This is a genomic window from Mesorhizobium sp. M0701 (assembly GCF_040320365.1).
Taxonomy (GTDB): domain Bacteria; phylum Pseudomonadota; class Alphaproteobacteria; order Rhizobiales; family Rhizobiaceae; genus Mesorhizobium.
In genome coordinates, this window is the sequence record NZ_JAMYPO010000043.1 from 40,270 (window position 1) to 58,728 (window position 18,459).

Sequence of the window (18,459 nt, forward strand, 5' to 3'; positions counted from 1 at the left end):
CATTCTCCTCAGCGGTAACCGGCGGCTTCGTCATAGGTCCTGAAATCGACCAGCGTGCCGAGCATCTGGAGATAGGCGAGCAGCGCATCCATTTCGGTGACCTGCTGCGGATCGCCGTCGAAGTCCCCAACCTTGACTTTCGGATAGCGTCTCTCCAGGCCCGATGTGTCGGCATTCGCATCGGCCTGCGCCATGAGATCGGCATTGGCATGAGCGATCATGTCGTCTGAATAGGGCACACCGACACGGCTGTTGGCGATCAGATGCGTCGAGAAATCCTTCACCTCGATGGGCATGTCCTTCAGGAACGCGTAGCTCGGCATGATCGATTCCGGCACCACCGAACGCGGCTCGGTGAGATGCTGGACGTGCCATCCGTTCGAGTAGCGGTCGCCGACCCGGGCGAGATCCGGCCCGGTGCGCTTCGAGCCCCACTGGAACGGGTGGTCGTACATCGACTCGGCCGCCAGGCTGTAATGCCCATAGCGCTCGACCTCGTCACGGAACGGCCGGATCATCTGGCTATGGCAGAGGTAGCAGCCCTCGCGCACATAGATGTTGCGCCCCACCAGTTCGAGTGGCGAGTAAGGGCGCATGCCTTCAACCTTCTCGATCGTGTTGTCGAGATAGAAGAGCGGTGCGATCTCGACGATGCCGCCGATTGTTACGACCAGCAGGGACCCGAGGAGAAGAAGTGTGGCGTTCTTCTCGATGACCGCGTGTCTGTCCATCAGGCCCATTTTCTGGCTCCTGATCGCACAGGCTGGAGGGCGGGGATGGAGCGCGGCATCGGATCCTCCTCGCGCTGGTAGCCGAGGATGGTCATGGCGATGTTCCAGGCCATGATGAGGGCGCCCGACAGATACATCGCGCCGCCGATGGCACGCATGATGTAGTAGGGATGCATGGCGGCGACGGTTTCGGCGAAGGAGTAGACCAGGAAGCCCTGCTCGTTGTATTCGCGCCACATCAGGCCCTGCATGACGCCGGAGACCCACATCACCGCGGCGTAAACGACGATCCCAAGCGTCGCCAGCCAGAAGTGCCAGTTGACGAGCCGCAGCGAATAAAGCCGGTCGCGGTTCCATAACGTCGGGACCATGAAATAAATCGCGCCGAACGAGATCATGCCAACCCATCCGAGCGCGCCCGAATGGACGTGACCGATGGTCCAGTCGGTGTAGTGCGAGAGCGAGTTGACGGCCTTGATTGACATCATCGGGCCTTCGAAAGTCGACATTCCGTAGAAGGCGATGGCCATGACCATCATACGGATGATCGGGTCGGTGCGCAGCTTGTCCCAGGCGCCCGAGAGCGTCATCACGCCGTTTATCATGCCGCCCCATGACGGCATCCACAGCATGATCGAGAACACCATGCCGAGCGTCTGGGCCCAGTCCGGCAGGGCGGTGTAGTGGAGGTGGTGCGGACCGGCCCAGATGTAGAGAAAGATCAAAGCCCAGAAGTGGATGATCGACAGCCGGTAGGAATAGACCGGTCGGTTGGCCTGCTTGGGCACGAAATAATACATCATCCCGAGGAAGCCGGCGGTGAGGAAGAAGCCGACGGCATTGTGGCCGTACCACCATTGCGTCAGGGCGTCCTGTACGCCGGAGAAGGCTGAATAGCTCTTGGAGCCCAGGAAGGAGACCGGCATCGACAGGTTGTTGATCACATGCAGCATCGCAATGGTCACGATGAAGGCAAGGTAGAACCAGTTGGCGACATAGATGTGCGGTTCCTTGCGCTTTAGAATCGTGCCGAGGAACAGGATGAGATAGGCGACCCAGACAATGGTCAGCCACAGGTCCACATACCATTCGGGCTCGGCGTATTCGCGGCTCTCGGTGATACCGAGCAGGTAGCCGGTTGCCGCCATGACGATGAACAACTGATAGCCCCAGAACACGAACCAGGCGAGATCGCCGCCGAACAGACGCGCGCGGCAGGTGCGCTGCACCACATAGAGAGACGTGCAGATCAGCGCGTTGCCGCCGAAAGCAAACACAACACCGGATGTGTGCAGCGGCCGCAGTCGGCCGAAATTGAACCAGGGCTGGATGTTGAGATCCGGGTAGGCGAGCTGCAGGGCGATGACCACGCCGACCAGCATGCCGACGACGCCCCAGAATACGGTGGCGATGGCGCCGTAGCGGATCGGCCCATCCATGTAAGCGGCGGGGTCGATCGGAACTGCCGGCTTGAACTCCGTGTTGCGCAATAGAATCGCAGTGAAGCCAGCCACGGCGAAGAACAAAACCCACATATGCCGCCGAAAAGGTTCATCTACGCCGAAGCCGGCAGCCAGCAGGGCCGCAAACGCAAACAGGCTTAGAAGGACGATCTCTGTGCCGAATTTCATCGCAAGCCCCGATTTCCAATTCCGGCGGGCGCCAAACCGCAGTGCCTTATTGCGCAGCCGTGGCCTGCTCGCCCTGATCCATGTCAGAGCCGCACGATTTTGCTTCGAGCAGCATCGAGTTCGGTGCGATCAGACTGCGGCGATCGAATGTGGACGCGCAGCGTCGGCCGCCACGCTTATGGACAGGCCCGGCGTCCCCGGTCGGGTCGGGTATGGAGGCGATCGGGGGCGTGTGGGGAAGCGCGCCTTCTGTGACGCTGGAAAGTAGGCCGACGCCTTGAACGTCGATCGTTTCAATGCCTTGGGACAGCCAGCGCCAGCGTTGCGCTGCCTTCGTGACATTCATGGTTCGGGGAGACGGCGATTTTCCCCTGCGTATGAGGCGTATTGACTTCGGCCGAGTGCGATCCTGCCTGGAACAGCCGGTTGCACGTCGAGCACCTCGAGATGGATGCTTCGCCGACGAGTTGGCCGAAACGCACCTGGCTCATGCGATCGGATGGAGAGCGGGCTATCGCTATGCGACTTCTTCTAAGCCCAACGCGAGCATGCCCTGCCCCGAACGAAGTAAGTGACGTAGGCCATGCAGCTTCGGTGTCATTCAAAGGGCGGTTGCGCCTCGGCCGCCGCAGCGCCGTTCCAGCCGGCTCATGCTGTCCACGGTGACACGGCGGTTGTTCTCGATCCGAATCACGCCGTCCATTCTCAGGCTGGTCAGCTGACGGCTCACGGTCTCGTTTGTAATTCCAAGGAAATCAGAGATGTCGGCACGCGTCATCGGCAGCTCGAAGCACGCCGACCTAGCCGCCGGGTCAACACTGGAACCGATGTTCCGGGCGATCATGAGGAGAAAGCTCGCCACCTTCTCCGGTGCGGTCTTGCGCCCCAGAGTCACCATCCATTCGCGTGCCTCGTCGAGTTCGTTCAGCGCCTGCTTGAGCAGGCGATGCATAAATTCCGGTGATTCCTTCATCATCCGTTCGATGGCCGCTCTCGGAAACGAGCATAGCGAGACAGCTGTTGCCGCTTCCGCATTGATCGCGCTTTTCATCTTGAAGGGCCGTCCCAGAAAATCCGGCGCGAACTGGAGGCCGACGATCTGCTGGCGGCCGTCCGAAAGGCTCTTCGTCAGCTTCACCACGCCTGAAAGCACATTTGAATAGCTGTCGACCGCCTCGGCGTCGCCGATCAGTTCGACCCCCGGCTCGATTTTGTGCCGCGACGACGTCTTGGCGAGCCGAGCCAAACGGTCTGGTTCGAGCGCACCGCAGACGCCGCGGTGCCGTGCCTCGCAAGACAGGCAAAGAACGGGAATGCCGGAAGTGTGAATGTCCTGCCGTAATGTCATTCGATCGCTCTACCGGTCCCCAGTGCCGGCAGGATAGCAATCTACGGTAGAAAAATCCTTGCGGCAGTTTGTCCGTGCTGAAGGTTGACCGAAATCAGGGCTTTGCCTCATCAAGGCGTCCAGAGTTCCGGCGACGCAAAGACGGTGGACCACGACATGCGACCGGAGCTAACTGCCAGACTTGGCGAGAACGTCCCGCGCTATACCAGTTATCCGACCGCCACGCATTTCCATACGGGGGTCGATGCTGTCGTCTACCGAGGCTGGTTGGAGGCGCTCGAAGGCGGTGACGAGATATCGCTTTACCTGCATATTCCCTATTGCGACAGGCTCTGCTGGTTCTGCGCGTGCCATACCAGACAGACGCGCCACTATGAGCCGGTAGCCGCTTATCTGCGCTCGCTGTATGCGGAGATCGCGACGGTTGGCGGCCTTGTCAGCGGCAAGGGCCGAGTTCGCGCAGTTCATTTCGGGGGCGGTTCGCCGACGATGCTGAGGCCCGAGGACATGCTGACACTGGGCACGGTGCTGCGGGACAGCTTCGTTTTTCTCGGCGATGCGAAGGTCAGCGTCGAGATCGATCCGAACAATACGGACGAAGCCCGCCTTGATGCGCTTGCCGAAATCGGCATGACGCGGGCGAGCCTCGGGGTGCAGGATTTCGATCCGAAAGTGCAAAAGGCGATCAACCGCGAGCAAAGCTTTTTGCAGACCAAGGCAGTCGTCGACCAAGTTCGTTCCCGCGGAGTGGATTCCGTGAACCTTGATCTGCTCTACGGCCTGCCGCATCAAACCAGGGAGACTCTGTGTTCCACCGTGGCGCAGGCGCTCACCCTGGAACCGGACAGGATGGCGCTGTTCGGCTACGCTCACGTGCCCTGGTTCAAGAAACATCAGACGATGATCGACGAGGCATGGCTCCCCGGTCCCACGGAGCGGTTCGCTCAATCGCGACTTGCCGCGCGAGCGATTGTGGACGAGGGCTATGAATCAATCGGGCTCGACCATTTCGCAAAGCCGGGCGACGCGTTGGCGGTAGCGGCCCGCGCGGGCGCTTTGCACCGCAATTTTCAGGGCTACACGGACGATCGCTGCGAGACATTGATCGGACTTGGCCCTTCGTCGATCAGCCGTTTTCGCCAGGGCTACGTGCAGAACATGCCTTCGACCGGCGAATACGGCCGCGTGGTTGCAGACGGCAGGTTGGCGGCTGTGCGCGGGATCGTGCTCTCCGACGACGATCGCGTCCGGGGATGGATCATTGAACGGCTGATGTGCGATTTCGCCTTCTCGGCTGTCGATCTGGTGGAGAGCTTCGGGCAAGCCGGCCAAAGGCTCCTGCTTCAGGCAAGCTCCATCGCCCTTAAGGATCCTGCTCAACTGCTTGAACTGCAAGGCGACAGTTTCGTCGTACCGGCGGCAAATCGCCCCTTCGTGAGGAGCATTGCGGTGAAGTTCGATAAATATTTTGAAAGTGCAAAGGCCAGGCACTCAGCGGCAGTCTGAGCACCGCACAGGAACGGTCATGGTTTCAATCGATCGTGAACCGATTGCGCTACATTTTTGTCTCTTCATAGGCGACCGTCGCGTCGAGATAGGATTTCTGATCGGACCAGATGCGAAGACCTTTGGCATAGCGACGATGTCGTCCAGTCGTGCCTTCCATTTGTTGCGACCAGAGGGCTGCTTGCCACCTTTCTGCGGCGTGCCCAAGTGATGTTTGTTTTATCGTCTGTTCGCGACAGTCTCACTCTGCCGCGGCCAGTCTCGCCAGGTGCCTGTTCGCGCTTCGCGACGACGGCAGGATCATTGATGAAATCGGTCCTGCGCCCCGGGCTTGCTGCCTCGTTGGCTTCGATCATTCCTTCGGTAGCGCATAACGGACAACGCGCAACGTTTCCTCGTCTTCGAGGATCACTTCAAGAACCTGGTTCACAAGATCATCGTCGTCCAGCTCGATCAGCGCCATTTCGAAAAGTTCGATCTGCATGTCGAGATCCATGCCTGGCGGGCCGTTTAGGCAAACAAGCCCTGCGTGGATGGCAACATCTGCATACTGTCCCTTGGTGCCCGGATTATCCTTTGGCCCCCTAAAATCCACCGAGTTCTTGGTTACGAAGGTCCAGTCGCCTTCAAGAATGATCGGCTTGAGCTCCCAGTCCTTGAGCCCGGCGAGCCCCAGCCAGACAACGTGGCTGGTCTCGCAATGCCCCTTCCCATGCGCAATTTTTGCAAGCTCGGGGGTGAGACATTCATCGATCAGGAACTTCATCCCGCCTTCCTAAGACGCGGAACACGGCGATCGGAAGTGATGACGGAGCCTTTTGGAAGGTCTCCAGTACGAGGACGCCCTCGCAGGGGGTTCGCCTCTGCATAAATCGCCGCGAGCCGTACCTTCTCCGTGTCAAGGCTCGGGTAGGCCCCAAGAATGCGCTCAACCGAATGACCGACAGTGACGGATGCCGCGACATCATACACGGGGACGCGAGTGTTACGGATAACGGGCGTGCCGCTGAGCACGTCATCCGACGACGTGACCATCTCGCGAGCCGCCTCGAGATCGGACAGACGTTCACTCGTGCTCTTCAGGAACGGCATCAGATCGATGGTTAGAAAGTCGTCTCGCACGGTCCAGTCCTCGCGCAGCAGTGCCGCCCAAGCGAGCGAGCGCGAGCGTGTTAGCTTGGGCTCAACCGTCCTGATCGCAAACAGTCGTTCTTCCGAGGTTAGACGCTTTGCGGTCTCGAAGTAGAAGCTGATGAAGGAGCAGGCTCCAGCCAGGACGTGCCGGCCGTTGTCAACCGATACGAAGGCATCGGGCAGGATGCGTTCATCGATTGCGCGATTGACATCTCGCAGGCTTACACGCGAGACCACGGCGGCCTCGGTTGCCTTCAGCATTTCGGCTACAGCTGCCATGGTCGCTCCTAAATAAATCTTCCGACGCATCGGAGATATATAATGAGAGGGTGCCTTTTTCAATGCCTGATGGCGATTTTGACCTTCACAACTTGGCCGAGCTTCTGAGCTGGCTTTCTTTTTTTGGCGTCCAGCCGCCCCAAAGTCACTGCAACACGGGCTTGAATTCCCCGGTTCTCGAAAAGGCGGCCAGGTCGGCATCATCCCCTTAGCAGCCGTACATCCAGTTCAATCGGCCGGAACTAACGGCTGCCATTGCCCCAGATATCCGCCGACCGAAGCCGATCCCTTTCAGGCAGCGAACGGACTCCCCTCCATGGCAAGAGCTCACTCGGGAGACCTGGGGCAAGCTCCTGGCAACCTACTGAGCGAAAAATAACGTCCCGCCTCCATAAGCACGCAGCTAACAGGCGGCGGCTGCTGTGGCCCGCCTGAACAGGATAGTTACTCTCGTGCCCTCATTCGGGCTGGAGTTCACGTCGAATTGCGCGTTGGCGTTTTCGATCAGCGAGCGCGCAATCAACGCGCCGAGCTTACCGTGCTTGGGCCATGTCTCGCCTTCTGGCAGGCCGATACCGTCATCAGCGACGACCACACGGCAGCCTTCACCCTCAACGATGCTGTGCAGGGTGATCGTGCCTCCCTCGCGTCCTTGAAAAGTATGCTTTAGTGCATTGGTCAGCAGTTCGTTCACTACCAGTCCGGCGGGCATGGCGACATTGATCGAAACTGGGTAGGTGTCCACGCTCATGTCAAGCCGGATGCCCTCTGTAGCATGCGCGGTCATGACTCCCGATGCGATTTGACTGAGATAGACGCCGAGATCAACCTCGTCCTTTGGTTCGTCACCGGAAAGTTCTTGGTAGAGCATCGCCAAGGCATCGACACGTCCTGCTAGGCGCTCGAAACGCTTTTGGTCCGGCTCTACCGCATTGCGAGTTTCGATTCGGATCAGGGCGGTGATCATCTGCAAATTGTTCTTGACCCGGTGCTGGAGTTCGCGCAACTGAACGTCTTTTTCGCGGATGCGCTCCTCGATCTTGCGGCTGTCAGTCTCGCCGTGGGCCGAAACGTCGACCAGCGCAACCAAGCGAAAGCAGACCTTACCGTTGTCCTCCTGGATGAGATTTGAATAGACGTCGACAATAGCCGGCTTGTCTTCGCCGCGATCCAAGCGGAACGTGCCGACGAAATCCGTCTGCTCCACGAGGGCCTGGACCAGCGCCTTGTCGGCCGGCTGACTGATAGCGCCGCCGGAAAGGACCGCCCAATTCTCCCGAGTAAGCTTTGCCGCCGTTACTCCAGACAGCTTCTCGAACTCGGGATTAGCATAGACGACACGCTCGTCGCTTCGCAAGTCCGACACTGCGATCGCAATCGGCACTTGATCGAGAAATCTTGTCGGACGACACAGAAGGTTGGACAACGACACAGATCGTTTGACTCTTCGCAACCAAATAATAAGAAAAAGCTGGCTGGCGACCTCCCGAGTTAAGCGACTATGCCGCCATCTCTCCGCGGCCGCCTTCCGCGCCATCCTCAGCCGAACCGAATATTGAATCGGGACTAATTGCTACCGAGCGAGCCGTGGAAAAGGACCTCATGAACTAACTTGTCGCCGGCCTCGCCAGTCTGCACCTCTAAAAGCTCGTAGTCGACAAGCCTCTCTGCAAGCATTTCGCGATATCGGATTTTTGCGAAGAGTTGCGCCGAATACGCCGCAACAGCGAGGCCCGACACATGACCGCACCGATCACATGCCCTCGATGTTCGAAAACCCCCTTGCATTACGGGGCATCCACACATGATGCTTGGTACCCGCGATGACCGGCAAGATCCGACCCCTTGCAGACCATCCCTGAAGAGAGGCCAAGGGAAAGTCGTGACCCGATGCCGCCTTTCCGGCGCCGATTTTCCTCTCAAAGAGGACCTTCGTCGCTATCCAGCCACCGTTTACGACCCTCGTTCCTCGTTCCTCGTGCCGCGACCGCTTAGCGCCTGATGCACGAACCCGCTTCGCGGGAGGGTCGCCTGGTTCTGAGATGACGCGTATTCATAGGCCTTGAGCAGGTAAAGCCTGCGATCCGACCATGGAGTTCCCTTCAACGAAAGGAACTTGCCATGGCTACCTTGTCGACCGACGCTCCGATCACGCCACTTCGCCAGCGCATGCAGCAAGACATGCTGATGCGGGGCCTGGGACCGCATACGCAGCAGGATTACGTTCTTCATGTCCGGCGCTTCGCCGCGTTCCTTGGCCGCGCGCCCGACACCGCAGCGCCCGAGGACATCCGGCGCTTCCAGCTGTATCAGCATGAGAACGGCGTCGGTCCTGCGACGATTAACGGCGCGGTCTCGGCGCTGCGGTTCCTGTTCACCGTGACGCTGAAGCGGCGCGATTTGGCGCGCGCGCTGGTGGTCACCCGGTATCCGCGCAAGCTGCCCGAGGTGCTGAGCGTCGAGGAAGCGGCGCGGCTGCTCGAAGCGGCGCCAGGCATCAAGTACAAGGCCGCGCTCGGTGTCGCCTATGGCGCCGGTCTGCGCGTGTCCGAGGTCGCGCATCTCAAGGTCGACGACATCGACTCGACACGCATGCTGATCCGCGTCGAACAGGGCAAGGGACGCAGGGACCGCAACGCCATGCTCTCGCCGCAACTGCTGGAACTGCTGCGACTGTGGTGGCGCGAAGGCAAGCGGCGCGGGGTGATGCTCCCGCATGGCTGGCTGTTCCCGGGGCGCAGTTGCATCGCGCCGATCTCATCGCGGCAACTGCATCGCGCGGTCCAGGAAGCAGCCGAAGTCGCCGGCATCCGCAAGCGCGTCAGCCCGCACACGCTGCGTCACAGCTTCGCCACCCACCTGCTTGAGCAGGATGTCGACATCCGCGTCATCCAGGTGCTGCTCGGGCACAGCAAGCTCGATACCACCGCGCTCTACACCAAGGTCTCGACCCGCACGATCCACGCGGTCGCAGGGCCGCTGGACCGGCTGATGGCGCTGATGGAAGGCAAGACGCCGTCCGGCTGAACTGGTGCGCGCCGACCTGGAGGTCGCCGATATCTTCCGTGCTGCCGGCCCCGGATACCGGGTCTCCCACGCCGGGCATCTGAGCCTGCAGCAGCTCAAGGTCATGTCGGCGATCGAACAGTGTCGCACCGCTGCATTGGGTGGTCATGTCGAAGCCTGTGCGGACTGCGGCCAATGGCGGATCGCCTATAACAGCTGCCGCAACCGGCACTGTCCCAGGTGCCAGGGCGCGGCCGCGCGTACATGGCTCGCCGAGCGCGAAGCCGACCTGCTGCCAGTCGGATACTTCCACGTCGTGTTCACGCTGCCGGCCGAGGTCGCCGAGATCGCGTTCCACAACAAGGCGCTGGTCTATGACCTGCTGTTCAAGGCGGCATCGGAGACCATGCTGACGATCGCGGCCGATCCCAGGCATCTCGGCGCGCGCATCGGCATCACCGCCGTGCTCCACACATGGGGATCGGCGATGACCCACCATCCGCATGTCCACATGATCGTGCCGGGCGGCGGCATCGCGCCGGACGGGAGCCGCTGGATATCGTCGCGCCCGGCCTTCCTGCTCCCGGTCAGAGTACTGGGCAAGTTGTTCCGCCGCCTGTTCCTCACCCGGCTGATCGCGCTGCACGACGCCGATCGGCTCGCCTTCTTCGGCACCCTTGCTCGTCTCGTCGAGCGGCAGGCCTTCCTGCGGCACCTGTCGCCGGTCCGGAACAAGCGCTGGGTGGTCTACGCCAAGGCGCCCTTCGCCGGGCCGGAAGCGGTGCTCGCCTACCTGTCGCGCTACACGCACCGGGTCGCGATCTCGAACCGCCGCCTGATCGCCTTCGACGAGGCTGGAGTCACCTTCCGCTACAAGGACTATCGCCGCGATGGTGTCGAGCGCCAGCGCGCCATGACGCTTGCCGCCGACGAGTTCATCCGCCGCTTCCTGCTCCATGTCCTGCCGCGTGGGTTCCACCGCATCCGTCACTATGGGCTGCTCGCCAGCTCCGCCCGCAAGGCCAGCCTCGCACTCGCGCGCGAACTGCTGAACGTCGATCTGCCGCCCCAAGACGACACTTCGGAAGAACCGGCTGACGTCCGCCGGCCTTGCCCTTGCTGCGGCGGACGCATGGTCGTCATCGAGAGGTTCGAACGGTGGGGCCAGCCTCGTGCACCGCCTGCCTCAAGAGCGCCGAACCGGGAGAACGCCCCATGACCCGGCATGACCAAGTTGCTCGTACGACCGCGCCACGCCGGCGCCGGTCAACAGGATCTTATGTGCACGTTGCCGTGGCGCTGGTCGTCACGCACACCAATCCCGTCGGAATCAACGCAACAGCCTCTGCGACCTGGCCCGGAAGCCGCTTCCACGACATGCCCGGCGCATCTTATGCAGAAGTTCGCGACAGCCGCTGGCGCACCCCGAGGCACAAATCCCCATAGGCAATCGCCTGCGGCCCGCGGGTTCCTGCATCAGAGACTTTCGTACGCCTGACGGCACCCGAAACCCTTCAGCAGTTCCAGACGTTCGCAGCTGGCAGCGAGGAGCCCAACAGCAGACATTCGCTTGAACAATTGATCTCGCCCGGACCCTTGTCCGCACGGTCTTAAAGCGAGTGGCGTCGTTAAGATTTTTCAAAGGCAAGGTGCGCGCGACGGCGCTGGACGGCGTCGAAGCGGCGAGGATGTATCGCCGAGAGATTGTTCGGTTTCGGTGATAGCTGCAGCGCGAGTCGCCACAAACCGTCACTCCAAGGACCGCGCTACTTCCTTCGCAAGACGCACGATCATTTCCGCATTGAGTTCCTTAGCGCAGGCCCAGGCCGTAGCCGTGAACTCGGACTCCTCATCGTAGAGGTCGTCCAGATCTCTGCAGAGGTCCTTCAGCCGGTCGCCCGCGTCGGTGTTGTTCTGATGACGCTGGGCTTCGACGATGCCGCGCAGATCCTTCAACCGGCGTTCGCAACTGCGCCATGTGTCGCGGCGGCCTTCGCAGAGTTTCTCCGTATCAAGATTGAGGAGTTTGACCGACAGCTTGACTCTCAGCGCCGCCACCTGGTCTCGGGGATCGGCGCAAGTCGGCTCGCCAGCCCCGTTGAAGGTCATGAGGTCCGGATCGCCCCACTGCGTGGGATCCAGCAGTAGGGGAACCTCCAGAGCTGTCGAGGGGCTGGCGCCGGTGGCTCGGTTGGTATCATCGTTTAGCGGAAAATCGTTGGACTTGGCGATATTGGGCATGCCGCCGCACAAGCGCATGTTTCTCCAGTCGAAGGCGAGCCAAGGATAGAGGCTCTTGGGACGGTAATGGTCAACGTGCCAGAAGGACACCCGGTCCTTGGCTTCCGAGTACCAGCATTTTCCCGAAGACAGGGCTTCCAGGGCGGGCTTCAGGTCGCTCCAGATCTCGCTTCGGCTGGCGACGTAGACTTTGGCCGCTTCCACGGACATCTGAGCCGCGATGCTGGCGGCGGTCTCGGCCCTGGCCCGCCAGACGGCCTCGATCGCGCCCACTGGATAGTTGATGTATTTCACCGAAGACCCTCAACGATCTCCTGCATGAAGCGGTTCTGCGCTTCGACCTCTTCAGGCGTGTAAGGACCGCGCTCTTCTTGGTCAGCCCGATGCAAGGAGCGCAGGAAGTCTTCGAAAGCGGGGTTGCTGCTCTGGTAGGCCAGTCCGAGGGAGTCCAGCTTGTTGTTCAGCGCGAACAGGTCGGCGTCTTCGAGCTCCGTGCGTGTCGGCAGGACAAGCAGTGCATTGCGGTCGTCGACCAGCTTTTGCGTTTCAGCATCCAGCGTCGTCGCCATGCCGAAGATCTGGCGGAGCACGCCGGATACACCGAGCCCTTTCGGATCGACAGCGGGCTGCGCCGCCTTCACCTCGGTGTCCCGGCCCCTAAAGAGCACCTGCACCTGGGACTTCTCTAGGCCGGCGATCGTCAGAGGGTCGTGGCTAGTCATTATGACGTGGCAGTTCTCGTTGCGGCCCGCGACTTCCTTGATGAAACTCAGATAGTTCCACTTCCACGCCGGGTTCAGATGGGTGTCCGGCTCGTCGAGCAGGAACAGCGACTCGTCATGGGCAGCGAAACGCATCATCCCCAAGACACTGAGCAACTGCTTCTCGCCGTCGCTGATCTCGTGAAACGGGATGGCCTCCGAAGCGCCTTCCCGCGTGACCCAGATCCGGATCGTTCGCACGAGGTCTGACAGGTCGAGGGTTTCCAGATAGGCGAAGAAGGTCTGTTCGTCGCGAAACGGCGCGGCGAGTGACCTGAGCGCCTGCTCGTCCCTGAGATAGATGTAGATCTGCTCCTCGGACGCGCCTGTTCGGCGATAGTCCTCCGAGACGCTTTCCTTGTGCCGGATGGGCGTGAGCGAATGGGTCCAGAGACCATCCAGCAGCTTGCGAACAATGCCGCGAGCGTACCAGAACCGGCTGTCCGACTTGGCCAGCGCCTCGCCGACCGGCTTGCGCTTGCCCCACTCGGTCCGGCGGAGCGTGAGCAGAGCGGAATCGAACCGACCGACGCCCAAATGTCGCTTGAGGAACGCCTGCGCCTCGTTGTCAGCGAAGGCGAAATAAGTCAGGAGGGCCAAGGCGCCATAGCGTTCCCGGACGTAAAAGAGCCGCCGCAGCGAAGACGTTCTCGGGTCCAGCTTCTCATCGGCACCGACTTCGATGGCCGCGTCGTAGAACCGGCGCTGCGGCGGGTCGAAGATGGCGCGCATCCGGTCTGACTCGCCTGAGTAATAGCCAAAAACGTGGTTCGGCAGGAAATCGCTGTCTCGTGCGCGGATCACGCCCATGGGTGTCGCCTTGCCATCGATCGTCGCGGTAGTCGTCGCCGCATCTGAATGCCGATGGTCGATCCGGACCTTGCGGCCCTTGCATTGGTACGTAATGTCGTATGCGAAATCCGTTTCCCGGCGCGGATCGTCGAGATCCCGGAAGATCGTCGCTAAGGCTTCCAGCACGTTAGACTTGCCGGTTCCGTTCTGCCCGATAATGACGGTTTCCAGACGGGACGCGTCGAAGTCAAGATGGACGTCGCGAAGGTTCTTGAAGTTTCGAACTGCCAGATGGTCAATGCGCAAGCAGGCTCTCCTTGTCACTCGACTCGGTCAGGCGGCCCGCCGCCAGTTCGTCCCGGATGCGCCGGTAAAAGATGTCGATGGGAAGACCGCTCAACTTCCATAGAGTGTCGGCGCGCATCGAGCCGCCGGCCTCGCGCACCGCCGCGGTGATCTGATCTGGTGTCATGAAACGATCCGGGTTTGGCGGGGTTGTAGGAGAGGCCGACTTCGGCGACCTGTTGGGTTTACGGCGCTTGCGCTCCACTTCGAGCGTGCGTCGTTCTACGGCGATGTCGTCGAGAAGCGACCGGGCGGAGGCGCCTGAAACTGAACTCGCGGCGCCGAGGGCACCCGACATGGCTTGAGTGATCGTACGCACGACGAGGTCGTCCGCCACGCCCATGGCGCGCGAGGCCTCGGACGCCAGCATGTCGGCGCGATAGAGCAACCGCTTGATGCGGCCTGTAATGGCCTGCTGCTCCTCGAGCGGCGGTAAGGCGATATGAAGGGCGCGCAGCTCGGGGAAATAAATCGTTGTATGGGTCGAACCTCTGCCGAAGCGGCGGATGCCCTTTCCTTCGGCCATCAGCGCATACAGCAGATACTCCGGCATCAGCGCCGGGGAGCAGGTCCAGGTCACGAAGTCCTGGCTGGTCGCCATGGGGCGGCCGAGCAAGGTGACGTAGCCGACGGACGCTGTGCGCGACAAACAAACCGTCCGGGCCGGAAGTATGCGTGCGGATGAGCCCTCCAGACCGGCGGCGGTAATGGTCTGGGCGGTTCTGTCGATGACCGCACCGTGATGTTTGCGGGCGTCGCGAATGCCGAGCCAAGGGACGTCCCCATCCCAGTATTCCGGATGTCGCCGGCTTGGCGTGTGCCCGGTTTCCTGGCGTGCCAATCGCAGGAGCGGCGTCCACCGCCAACGTGGCGGTAGAGGCGTTCCTGGATCGTTGACTGCGATCGCCGCCTGACCTGCCATCCGCGTATCCGTCGGCTTGCGCCCACCCGGTGCTTGGGTCGGCGCTGGGATCCGCTCCAGAAGGGCGTTGACGCTCTCGACGTCGGTGGCTGTCTCTCGCCATCGCGCCGTCAGCTGACCGGTCACGCCGGCCTTCAAGCCGCTCACCTTGAGCGCGCCCGCCGCCCTGAGCGCGAGTTGCGCCTCCGACTTGGCTTTCTCTGACCGGGCCATGACCGTCCGGATTCTTTCAACCAGCGCCGCCTGCATATCTTCGGGCGGGAGGGGTAGGGGCGCGGTGCGCAGGACAGCGAGGTTGATCCGGATCCGCCCCACGCCCTTGCCGTGCTCCGAGAAATATCGCGCGAGCGGCGGGCTGTTGAGCCAGAACATGATGAGGCCGGCGTCGACGCGGGGGTGAAGCCTTGAGCGGAAACAATCGGCCTTCACGATCGCGGAGCCGAGATCCTCAGGCACGAGGCAGGACCGACCGAGTGGGTCGCCCAAGGCGGCCGTCAGTATGTCCCCAGCTTGGGCTTCGTGCCGACGCAGTTCGGGAAATCGGCGCGCATCCACATAGGCTTTGTCCGTGTCGTTAAACGTAGCGACGTTGATGTTGTTGAGCCGGATCACCCGGCAGCCTTGAGAGGTGTAGTCGCTAGACTTCAGCGCGCTTCCGAACGGGCCGTCGACGATCGCGCCGGGCGCCGGATGGAGGAGGTCCTCAAGAGTGCACGTCACCCAGTCGGCCGGAAGCGTCATTCCCGGTCATCCCAAGCCGCGTTATCATCGCCCAGTTCGTCGATGAGGGATCGGATCTCGCCCAAAGCGGAGACCAGATGGCGTTCGACGACGGCGGCGACTGCATCCGGAGAGGCTGATTCGAGCGCCTCGTCCTCGCTCTCCTCCTCATTCAGCCAGACGATGTAGAGGTCGTCGCCTCTTTCCGCGATCGCCTGGCGGCTGAACCGGCGGAATCGGCCGTTTGGCCCATCCTGTTCGCGCGGTGACCGACCGAGGGGGTCGTCGCCGAATGCCAGGCCAAACGCGTGTAGACCAGAGGCGAAATCACTTCCACTGCCGCCATTCCCGGCCTCCGCGGCTCGAAGATCGTAGATCCAGATCGTCTCTGTCGCGCTTTCGTCCGGTGGGGCAGCCGGCCGGCTGAAGAAGAGCACATTGGTTCTGACCCCCTGGGCGTAGAAGATCCCGGTGGGCAGGCGCAGGATCGTGTGCAGATTGAAATCCTGCATCAGGGCCTGACGCAGTGCCTTGCCCTTGCCCCCCTCGAAGAGGACGTTGTCGGGAACAATGACCGCCGCTCGCCCGCCTGGAGCGAGCGCCCACATACAATGCTCGACGAACGGCAGCTGGAAGCTTGCGGATTTCGCGGTGATCGAGAGATCTTCGCGAGACGACGCGCCGCCCGACGGCCCGAACGGGGGATTGGAGAGGATGACGTCGGTGTTTTGAAACTCGGGAGAGGCGCCCAGCTGCGACAGGGTATCGCCCATCAGGACGTGTTCGGACTCGATCCCGTGCAGATAGAGGTTCATGCAAAGCAGACGATAGGTGTCCAGCACGTTTTCTACGCCGCGGAGGGCGCGCGTGCGCTGGAAGGCCAAGGCCTCTTCTGACCCTCGCCAATCCGCACGCAAGGCGCGATCCGCCGCGATGAGAAATCCGCCGGTGCCGGCTGCGGGATCCTGCACGATCTCGCCAGGACGAGGTTTGAGCAGCGAAACGATGCAGTCAACCAGAACGCGGGGCGTAAAATACTGACCCGCGCCACGCTTGGTCTCTTCGGCGTTCTTCTGGAGCAGTCCTTCATAAGCGTCGCCAAACGCGTCTCGTTCGTCCGAGAACCAGTCGGAGCCGTCGATAGCGTCGACCAAGCGCCGCAGGGTCGCCGGGTCCCGCACAACGGTGACGGCCCCGGCGAAGACCGCCTGCATAGTCCGGCTGTGTCGCGACATGCCCAGTATGGCGAGCGTCTGGCGGTAGCGATCAAGGATCGCATCGTCCCCGCTGCCGAGGAGGTCGCTCCAGCGGTGCCCCTCCGGTATCGCTAGGTTTTCAGCCTGCCGCTCGGAAGCGAGCTTAAGGAAGATCAGATAGGTGAGCTCGGTCACATATTGGGGATAGGTTACCCCGTCTTTGCGCAGCAGACTGCAGAGGCGCCAGAGGCGGGTCACGAGGTCAGAATAGGGCGTCACGCAGTTTGTCCTTGGGCCGGTACGGGCGGCTACCCCTCTTCGTAGAAGATCACTCGGCTTATTGAAAGCCGCCTTCTGGCGAAGCCCTTCCCTACGGCCGCTCGATTAACAGTCGAGAGGCCTATTCGGCCTCCCACGCCCAGAAAGTGGACTGTCTGGAGGCGGCCCCGATCAAGACGTTCGGTACATCGCCCTCAAGCGTCCGCAAGCGGCCCATTTCGACCAGAACGCGACCTTAGAGTATCTGCTCGGCAATGACCGCTCCTGGCGGATTTTGTTGAAAAAGTCTGGCGCTCCGGAGGGCATACCTCTGAAGTAGAAAGGCATTTCTCGCTGCGCGTACTGCTGAAATTAAGATTCACAGGTGACCTTGCCCCTCTGATCTAATCCGGTTTGAAGTTCGTTCTGGCCCATCGAGAGGACCAGGACATGAAACGTAGCCGCTTCTCTGAAGATCAGATCATCGGAATTTTGAAGGAACATGAGGCCGGGGTATCGGTTGCCGATCTGTGCCGCAAGCACGGGGTCAGCGACGCCTCGATTTACAACTGGAAGGCCCGCTTCGGCGGGATGGATGTCTCCGAGGCTCGGCGACTGAAGGCTCTGGAGGACGAGAACACGCGGCTGAAGCGGCTTCTGGCCGACGCCATGCTCGACAATGCCGCGTTGAAGGATCTTGTGGGAAAGAAATGGTGACGCCCGCGGCCAAGCGGAAAGCTGTCGCTCGCCTGAAGGAAGGCTTCGGGATGAGCGAACGGCGGGCGTGTAAAGCCATCGGCTGTTGCCGCATGACGGTTCGCTACGAGACCAGCAGGCCGGACGACCGCGAGCTTCGCGAGCGGATGAAGGCGATCGCGCAGGAGCGTCGCCGGTTCGGCTACCGGCCGCCAGTCTGACCTGGTCGATTCCGAGCAGCGCCCGCGCCGCGCGCATCTGTGCGGAAGTGATCAAGGCAGCATCCCTCGTCTGGCCACATAAAGCGGCACTAAAACGTTATAGTCACGTCTCCTTCATGGTGCGTCTCATGAAGTAGCGATCTCCTGACTCGCCCTCCCCAATGGGGAGTGAACGTATCCGATGATCAAATTTTGCCGACCTGAAGTCCCCATCTCTTTCATAAGCACACTTCGTGCCGTCCAGATTGAACGAATATCCGGCCGGGATGACGAGACCCACAACCGAACGCCTGGCGCCCGCCTTCTCCATCTTCTGCATGAGCGAGGGGAGCGCGGCCTCCGAGGAGGACGTTGCGAGGACAAGCAGCAGCTCTTCCTTGATGTAGCGAATGAGAGAACAGATCGAAAAGCCGTTGTAGCGGCAGACCGCGCCGAGAACCCCGAACACGAAGAGAAAGGCGGTGAAATAAAACGTCGCGACCAGCATCGCGAGGTTGACGACCGAACCGATGCCATATCTACCGATGGTGAAGGCCATTGCGCCGAAGGCGCCGATCGGCGCGGCTTTCATGAGAATGCCGACGAGTTTGAAGACAGGCGCGATGAGCGCCTGTAGGAAGGAAACGACAGGCTTGCCCGTCTCTCCGGCCATCGCGAGCGCCATGCCGAACA

General features: G+C 61.4%; 14 protein-coding genes and 2 pseudogenes. 4 read left to right on the plus strand and 12 right to left on the minus strand.

Annotation, left to right across the window (positions count from 1 at the left end; translation table 11 throughout):
• Window positions 1-8: 8 nt before the first annotated feature.
• From ccoO to NKI24_RS28940, 4 genes are all read right to left on the minus strand, one after another.
• Window positions 9-740: a cytochrome-c oxidase, cbb3-type subunit II gene (ccoO, locus tag NKI24_RS28925; protein WP_352750062.1), complete on the minus strand. Its 732-nt coding sequence runs from the start codon at window positions 738-740 to the stop codon at window positions 9-11.
• Window positions 731-2,362, minus strand: a complete 1,632-nt coding sequence (gene ccoN / locus NKI24_RS28930) for a cytochrome-c oxidase, cbb3-type subunit I (RefSeq protein WP_352750063.1) — start codon at window positions 2,360-2,362, stop codon at window positions 731-733. Before ccoN ends, ccoO begins: the two co-directional genes overlap by 10 nt.
• Before the next feature lie 46 nt (window positions 2,363-2,408).
• Window positions 2,409-2,708 carry a hypothetical protein gene (locus NKI24_RS28935; protein WP_352750064.1) on the minus strand — a complete coding sequence of 100 codons (300 nt, stop codon included), beginning with the start codon at window positions 2,706-2,708 and terminating at the stop codon, window positions 2,409-2,411.
• Window positions 2,709-2,963: 255 nt separating this feature from the next.
• On the minus strand, window positions 2,964-3,710 hold the full coding sequence (locus NKI24_RS28940; RefSeq protein WP_352750065.1) for a Crp/Fnr family transcriptional regulator: 747 nt from the start codon (window positions 3,708-3,710) through the stop codon (window positions 2,964-2,966).
• 156 nt (window positions 3,711-3,866) lie between these two features.
• On the opposite strand from NKI24_RS28940, the gene hemN reads away from it, so the two are divergent.
• Window positions 3,867-5,216: an oxygen-independent coproporphyrinogen III oxidase gene (gene hemN / locus NKI24_RS28945; RefSeq protein WP_352750066.1), complete on the plus strand. Its 1,350-nt coding sequence runs from the start codon at window positions 3,867-3,869 to the stop codon at window positions 5,214-5,216.
• Window positions 5,217-5,568: 352 nt separating this feature from the next.
• On the opposite strand, the gene NKI24_RS28950 is transcribed toward hemN, so the two are convergent.
• The 3 genes from NKI24_RS28950 to NKI24_RS28960 form a co-directional block, all read right to left on the minus strand.
• Entirely contained in the window at window positions 5,569-5,982 is a 414-nt protein-coding gene (locus NKI24_RS28950) for a DUF5615 family PIN-like protein (protein ID WP_352502746.1), read from the minus strand.
• Entirely contained in the window at window positions 5,979-6,629 is a 651-nt protein-coding gene (locus NKI24_RS28955; protein WP_352549603.1) for a DUF433 domain-containing protein, read from the minus strand. The genes NKI24_RS28950 and NKI24_RS28955 overlap by 4 nt, the downstream gene beginning before the upstream one ends.
• A gap of 403 nt (window positions 6,630-7,032) precedes the next feature.
• Complete coding sequence (locus tag NKI24_RS28960; RefSeq protein ID WP_352750067.1) at window positions 7,033-8,055, minus strand: sensor histidine kinase; 1,023 nt, start codon at window positions 8,053-8,055, stop codon at window positions 7,033-7,035.
• Window positions 8,056-8,750: 695 nt separating this feature from the next.
• Between NKI24_RS28960 and NKI24_RS28965 the strand changes: the two genes are divergently transcribed.
• Both NKI24_RS28965 and NKI24_RS28970 read left to right on the plus strand, forming a co-directional pair.
• Window positions 8,751-9,656: a tyrosine-type recombinase/integrase gene (locus tag NKI24_RS28965; RefSeq protein WP_352750068.1), complete on the plus strand. Its 906-nt coding sequence runs from the start codon at window positions 8,751-8,753 to the stop codon at window positions 9,654-9,656.
• Between the two features lie 4 nt (window positions 9,657-9,660).
• Window positions 9,661-10,854, plus strand: coding sequence for an IS91 family transposase (locus tag NKI24_RS28970; RefSeq protein ID WP_502897066.1), 1,194 nt, complete (start codon window positions 9,661-9,663; stop codon window positions 10,852-10,854).
• Window positions 10,855-11,384: 530 nt separating this feature from the next.
• Here the strand turns inward: NKI24_RS28970 and NKI24_RS28975 are convergent.
• The 4 genes from NKI24_RS28975 to NKI24_RS28990 are packed head-to-tail and all read right to left on the minus strand — an operon-like array spanning window position 11,385 to window position 16,891.
• Complete coding sequence (locus NKI24_RS28975) at window positions 11,385-12,170, minus strand: HNH endonuclease family protein (RefSeq protein WP_352750069.1); 786 nt, start codon at window positions 12,168-12,170, stop codon at window positions 11,385-11,387.
• Complete coding sequence (locus NKI24_RS28980) at window positions 12,167-13,735, minus strand: AAA family ATPase (protein ID WP_352750070.1); 1,569 nt, start codon at window positions 13,733-13,735, stop codon at window positions 12,167-12,169. Before NKI24_RS28980 ends, NKI24_RS28975 begins: the two co-directional genes overlap by 4 nt.
• Entirely contained in the window at window positions 13,725-15,437 is a 1,713-nt protein-coding gene (locus tag NKI24_RS28985) for a restriction endonuclease subunit S (RefSeq protein WP_352750071.1), read from the minus strand. The genes NKI24_RS28980 and NKI24_RS28985 overlap by 11 nt, the downstream gene beginning before the upstream one ends.
• Window positions 15,434-16,891, minus strand: a complete 1,458-nt coding sequence (locus NKI24_RS28990; protein WP_352550117.1) for a class I SAM-dependent DNA methyltransferase — start codon at window positions 16,889-16,891, stop codon at window positions 15,434-15,436. The genes NKI24_RS28985 and NKI24_RS28990 overlap by 4 nt, the downstream gene beginning before the upstream one ends.
• Before the next feature lie 429 nt (window positions 16,892-17,320).
• Here NKI24_RS28990 and NKI24_RS28995 point away from each other — a divergent pair.
• A pseudogene (locus NKI24_RS28995) lies at window positions 17,321-17,775 on the plus strand (transposase); the annotation flags it as partial.
• A gap of 244 nt (window positions 17,776-18,019) precedes the next feature.
• Here NKI24_RS28995 and NKI24_RS29000 read toward each other — a convergent pair.
• Window positions 18,020-18,459 (minus strand): annotated as a pseudogene (locus NKI24_RS29000) (cation:dicarboxylate symporter family transporter); the annotation flags it as partial.

Bases quoted from the DNA above. Each gene is read 5' to 3' on its own strand.
- ccoO (WP_352750062.1), bottom strand. From the start codon at position 740: ATGGGCCTGATGGACAGACACGCGGTCATCGAGAAGAACGCCACACTT.
- ccoN (WP_352750063.1), bottom strand. From the start codon at position 2,362: ATGAAATTCGGCACAGAGATCGTCCTTCTAAGCCTGTTTGCGTTTGCG.
- NKI24_RS28935 (WP_352750064.1), bottom strand. From the start codon at position 2,708: ATGAATGTCACGAAGGCAGCGCAACGCTGGCGCTGGCTGTCCCAAGGC.
- NKI24_RS28940 (WP_352750065.1), bottom strand. From the start codon at position 3,710: ATGACATTACGGCAGGACATTCACACTTCCGGCATTCCCGTTCTTTGC.
- hemN (WP_352750066.1), top strand. From the start codon at position 3,867: ATGCGACCGGAGCTAACTGCCAGACTTGGCGAGAACGTCCCGCGCTAT.
- NKI24_RS28950 (WP_352502746.1), bottom strand. From the start codon at position 5,982: ATGAAGTTCCTGATCGATGAATGTCTCACCCCCGAGCTTGCAAAAATT.
- NKI24_RS28955 (WP_352549603.1), bottom strand. From the start codon at position 6,629: ATGGCAGCTGTAGCCGAAATGCTGAAGGCAACCGAGGCCGCCGTGGTC.
- NKI24_RS28965 (WP_352750068.1), top strand. From the start codon at position 8,751: ATGGCTACCTTGTCGACCGACGCTCCGATCACGCCACTTCGCCAGCGC.
- NKI24_RS28985 (WP_352750071.1), bottom strand. From the start codon at position 15,437: ATGACGCTTCCGGCCGACTGGGTGACGTGCACTCTTGAGGACCTCCTC.